This is a genomic window from Acidobacteriota bacterium (assembly GCA_018001935.1).
Taxonomy (GTDB): domain Bacteria; phylum Acidobacteriota; class JAAYUB01; order JAAYUB01; family JAAYUB01; genus JAGNHB01.
In genome coordinates this window covers 1-4,996 of the sequence record JAGNHB010000106.1, presented here as the reverse complement: position 1 = coordinate 4,996, position 4,996 = coordinate 1, and the positions used below count along the sequence as shown (strand labels likewise).

The 4,996-nt window shown below is 69.2% G+C and carries 3 protein-coding genes and 1 tRNA gene; all 4 read right to left on the bottom strand.

Annotation, left to right across the window (positions count from 1 at the left end; genetic code table 11):
• Positions 1–449 precede the first annotated feature (449 nt).
• Positions 450–538: transfer RNA gene (locus KA419_20990), tRNA-Leu, on the bottom strand.
• Positions 539–1,251: 713 nt separating this feature from the next.
• Positions 1,252–2,364 (bottom strand): tetraacyldisaccharide 4'-kinase, encoded by a 1,113-nt coding sequence (gene lpxK, locus KA419_20985; GenBank protein MBP7868410.1) that lies wholly within the window; start codon positions 2,362–2,364, stop codon positions 1,252–1,254.
• Positions 2,348–3,658 (bottom strand): tRNA (N6-isopentenyl adenosine(37)-C2)-methylthiotransferase MiaB, encoded by a 1,311-nt coding sequence (gene miaB / locus KA419_20980; protein ID MBP7868409.1) that lies wholly within the window; start codon positions 3,656–3,658, stop codon positions 2,348–2,350. The genes lpxK and miaB overlap by 17 nt, the downstream gene beginning before the upstream one ends.
• A gap of 633 nt (positions 3,659–4,291) precedes the next feature.
• The coding region (locus KA419_20975) for a 2-oxo acid dehydrogenase subunit E2 (protein ID MBP7868408.1) at positions 4,292–4,996 on the bottom strand (705 nt) is incomplete at its 5' end.

The following is a 4,996-nucleotide window of genomic DNA, read 5'->3' as shown; positions in this document are numbered from 1 at the left end:
TCGCCCTGGTCAACGCCTGGAAGCCCAAGCATGCGGACGAGATCCTGAGGCGTCTCGAATACCGGCTGACACCTGACGCCCTGGGCGCCGTGCGGTATTGCCTGAAATCCTAACCCGCCCCATCATCCCGCCACCCTGCCTCACCCTCAACCCAAATCGCCCCGCCCTGCGGCCAGGCTGCCCCAGGCGGGGCGATCCCTCCCTGGCCGCTACCCATGCAGCCCCCCGGGTAGCCTGGACTCTCCTGGGCCGTTTACGGCGCTGCACCGTGCTGCAATCCTGGCGGACTCCCCACTTTTTTACCAAGCGTTTCCCGGGATATTCGTGCTGCACTGACGCTGCAAATCGGCAAGCGAAATCCGCCAATTTCTCTTAATTCCAACGAAGAAATCCGGGGTCCCAAGGGGCAAGAAAAAAGGCTGGAAACCCGCTTCCAGCCTTGTAAGTCGTGGTGCCGAAGGAGGGAATCGAACCCTCACGAGCATCGCTGCCCGCCGGATTTTGAGTCCGGTGCGTCTGCCAGTTCCGCCACTTCGGCCCGGTGAAGCGCAAAGACCAAAAACGGCGCCATGATACCCGTTCGCCGGGCGGGGATCAAGGGTTTTCCGCGGGGGTCATCTCCGGGTGCGGCCTTCCGGTCCGGGGAGCAGCGACCGGAAAAAATTTGCCTTCCCCGCACCCTTTCAGGGTGCTTTTCCTCCCCCCGCGGCCGCGTTCCGGGGACAAGACGCCGCCTCGCAAGGACAGGCCCGCCCCGAAGGTGGCGGGAGCCGGGGGTTGTATCCAGGTTTGATGCGTTCGTAAAAAGTCTTTTTCTCTCGCGGAGGCACGGAGAAATGCAAATCGTATTTAATAGAATCAACAATCTTTATGATTCTTCTCCGTGCCTCTGTGAGATCACAATCAGGGCTTTTCGAGAGACCTTCCGGCAGCTTCTCACGGCAGCGGGGCGACCCGGTGAAGGCAAGCCGTCGTGCCTCTTGGCGGCGTCCCCGGCGATCCGCTTTTCTTTGCGATCTTTGCGCCTTGGCGAGATCAGGACCCGGGTCGGCGCTCGCCAAGGCGCCAAGTTCGCACAGGATGTCGGCATGGGCCGCAGATCTTGCCCCCGCCTGAGCTTTCGAGCGAGCGGCCCCACGATCTTGCCCGGTTTGGCAACGCATTTACCTTGAAAGGTCTGCACACATCGGACCCCTGGCGGGGCTGGGGGGGCGAAAGGGGGAGCGGGTTGGCCGGCCGACCGGCTGGGGGTCAGTCGCCGAAGCGGGGGCCCCGGGGCTGGTTCCGGCCGAAAAGGGCACGGAAGGCGGGGTGGGCGGAAAGGGTGTCCAGGAGTTCGACGGGGGCGGGGTCCAGGCGGAGCTCCACCACGCGGAGGGGGGCGCCGAGGTCGAGCCCTTCCAGCTTGACGGCGTCCTTGGCGGTGGCCAGGACGCAGGGGGCCCCCGTCCGGCGGACCGCCGCCCGGATGCGGTCCGTCTCGGCCCGGCCGTAGGGGCAGTGGTCGGGAAAGGAGAGTTCTTCCCCCAGGCAGGCCCCCTCCCGCGCCAGCATGCGGAAGAACTGCCCGGGGTCGGCGAGGCCCGCCACGGCCACCGCCGGGAGGCCGCGGAGGCTCAGCGGCGGGTTCATGGGAAGCCCTTCCGCGTCCCGGAGGCCGTCGGACACCAGGTCGGCCGCCCAGACGGGCTTCCCGCCGAGCCGTCGCCGGAGCCGCCGGGGAAGCGCCTCGACCGGGTCCCCCTCGCCGTGTCGGGTCACCAGGACGGCGTCCGCCCGGGCCGCGGCCGAGAGCGGTTCCCGCAGGGGGCCGGCGGGGAGCACCCGGCCGTTGCCCACACCGCGCCGGCCGTCCACCAGGAGGAGGTCGAAGTCCCGGTGCAGCCGGCGGTGCTGGAAGCCGTCGTCCAGGAGGAAGACGTCCACGTCGTAGCGCTTGTCGTACCAGAGGCCGGCGGCGTAGCGGTCGGCCCCCCGCACCACGGCCACGCCGGGGAGCCGCCGGGCCAGGAGGTACGGCTCGTCGCCGGCCTCGGCGGCGCCGGGGAAGACCTGCCGCCCGTCGGAGACGAGGAGGGTGCCGGTGTCGGTCCCGGCCTTCTTCCCGCCGTACCCGCGGGTCAGGATGGCCGGACGCAGCCCGGCGTCCCGCAGGGCGGCGGCGAGGAAGGCGGTGACGGGGGTCTTCCCCGTGCCGCCCACGGTGAGGTTCCCCACGGAGAGGACGGGGTGGTGGAGCCGCCGGGGCTCCCGGGCCTGGCGGCGCCCCCGGAGCGACGCCCCCAGCCCGTAGAGCCAGGAGAGGGGCAACAACGGCAGGGAAAGCCACCCTGGCACGCGGTGGGGGTCAACGCGGCTGCGCATCGTTGTCCGTGTCCGCCGGGGGAAGTTCCCCCCCGAGGGTGTAGGCGCCCGCCGACGTCACCCGGACGATGACGAAGGTGCCGATGAGGCGGGGGTCGCCCTGGAAGTGGACGATCTGGTTGGCCGGGTTCCGGGAGCTCAGCTGGCCCGGTTCGCGCCCGGCGCCGTCCACGAGCACGGTCTCCAGCGACCCGACCCGCCGCCGGTTGGCCTCGGTCTGGAGGCGTTCCTGTAACGCCTGGAGCCGGATCAGCCGGTCCTTCTTCTCGGCGTCCGGGACGTCGTCGTCCAGCTGCAGGGCGGCGGTGTGGGGGCGGGGCGAATAGACGAAGGAGAAGATGGAGTCGTAACGCACGATCTCCAAGAGGCTCAGCGTTTCCTGGAATTCCGCCTCGGTCTCGCCGGGGAAGCCCACGATGAAGTCCGACGACAGGCTGATGGCCCGGGGGGCCTGCCGGACCCGGGCGATCTTCTCCAGGTAGGCCTCGCGGGTGTACTTGCGGTTCATGGCGCGGAGCACCCGGGTGGCGCCCGCCTGGGCCGGGAGGTGAACCTGGGGGCAGACCACCGGCTCGCTCACCATGACGTCGAGGAGGGCGTCGTCGAAGTCCTTGGGGTGGGAGGTGGTGAAGCGCAGGCGGCGCAGGCCGGGGGTTCGGGCAACGCGGCGGAGCAGCTCCGGGAACGAAAGGCCCTCCGGCGACGGGTCGCGGTAGGAGTTGACGTTCTGGCCGAGCAGCATCACCTCCACGCAGCCGGCGTCCGCCAGGCGCCGGACCTCGTCGAGGACGAGGAGGGACGGCCGCGAGCGCTCGCGGCCCCGGGTCCGCGGGACCACGCAGTAGGCGCAGAAGTTGTCGCACCCCTCCATGATGGTGACGAAGGCGCGGAAGGGCGTCTCGCGGAGGACCTGCTCCACCTCCACCGGGAGGGGGTCCTCGTCCATGAGGGTGTCCACCACGCCGGACGCCAGCCCCCGGCGGACGGCGTCGGCGATCTCGGGGACCCGGTTCAGGCGGCGGGTGCCCACCACGAAGTCGAGGCCCTTCGCCCGCCGGAGCATGGCCTCGCCCTCCTGCTGGGCCACACAGCCCATGACCCCCACCACCAGCCCGGGACGACGGCGCTTGAGGGCCCGCGTCCGACCGAGGTAGGCGAACACCTTCTCCGCGGCCTTCTCGCGGACGCTGCAGGTGTTGAACAGCACCAGGTCGGCGGCCTCGGGGTCACCGGCGGGAAGCCACCCGGCCTCCACCAGGAGACCGGCGGCCTTCTCCGAGTCCAGGACGTTCATCTGGCACCCGAAGGTGGTGATGTGGAAGCGGGGACTGTGTCTGGGCACGTTCACCGTCTCATCTCCCCCCCCTCATCGGGGTCGGTATCGGTATCGCTATCGGTATCGCTATCGGTATCGGTATCGGTATCGCTTTCGTCATCGGAATCGCTATCTCAACCCCAATCGCAACCGCCTTCTCAACCGCTCTCGTGATTGCTCTCGACACCTCCCCGCCCACCTCCCGCCGGGTCCGTTGCCGCGGGCGTGAGCGCAACCCTTGGTGGACGGCGAATCGCAAGCCCACGAGACCCTGCGCCGTCGCGGAAGGCGGCTCCATGGTTCCCGGCCCCCCGGGGCTTGTTTCACCGACCGTCGCCCTATCCGACCGATCGGTCGGATCCGACGGATCGGTCCGATCGACCGGGCCGGCGAGCGGCCCCGTCGCTTTCCCGACCCGTCGTTCCCCCCGCTTGGCTTCGGGGACCGGGGGCGATACCGGCGGCGACAGGGGTCGAGAAGGCGATTGCGATACCGATACCGATTGCGATACCGATACCGATACCGATTCCGATACCGATTCCGATGCCGATTCCGATACCGATGCCGATACCGATGCCGACAGGTTTCCGGGTTGCGGGAGGGGCACGGCCTTCAAAGACCCGCGGAGGCGACGGAGACGTGCTCCAGCCAATCCTTGACCTTCACCACGAACTGGACCGACTCCTTCCCGTCGACGAGGCGGTGGTCGTAGGAGAGGGAGACGTACATCATGGGCCGGATCACCACCTGGCCGTCCCGGGCCACGGGGCGGTCCTGGATGACGTGCATCCCCAGGATGGCGGACTGGGGCGGGTTGATGAGGGGCGTGGAGATCAGCGACCCGAAGGTCCCGCCGTTGGTCAGGGTGAAGGTGCCCCCCGTCATCTCGTCGAGGGAGAGGCGCCCCTCCCGGGCCTTTTTCGCGAAGGCCTGGATGGCCGTTTCCAACTGGGGGACCCCCAGGGCCTGGGCGTTGCGCACCACGGGGACCACGAGGCCCCGGGGCGTCGCCACGGCCACGGAGAGGTCGACGAAATCGTGGTAATCGATGAAGTCCTCCCCGGCCGAGGCGTTGACGACGGGCACCTCCGCCAGGGCGAGGCAGACGGCCCGGGCGAAAAAGGACATGTAGCCCAGCTTCACGCCGTACTTCCGCGTGAAGGCGTCCTGGTTCGCCCGCCGCACCGCCTGGACCGCGGTCATGTCCACCTCGTTGATGGTGGTCAGCATGGCGGTTTCCTGCCTCGCCTGCAGGAGGCGCCGGGCGATGGTCCGCCGGAGCGGGGTCATGGCCTCGCGACGGGACGTTCGGCCGGG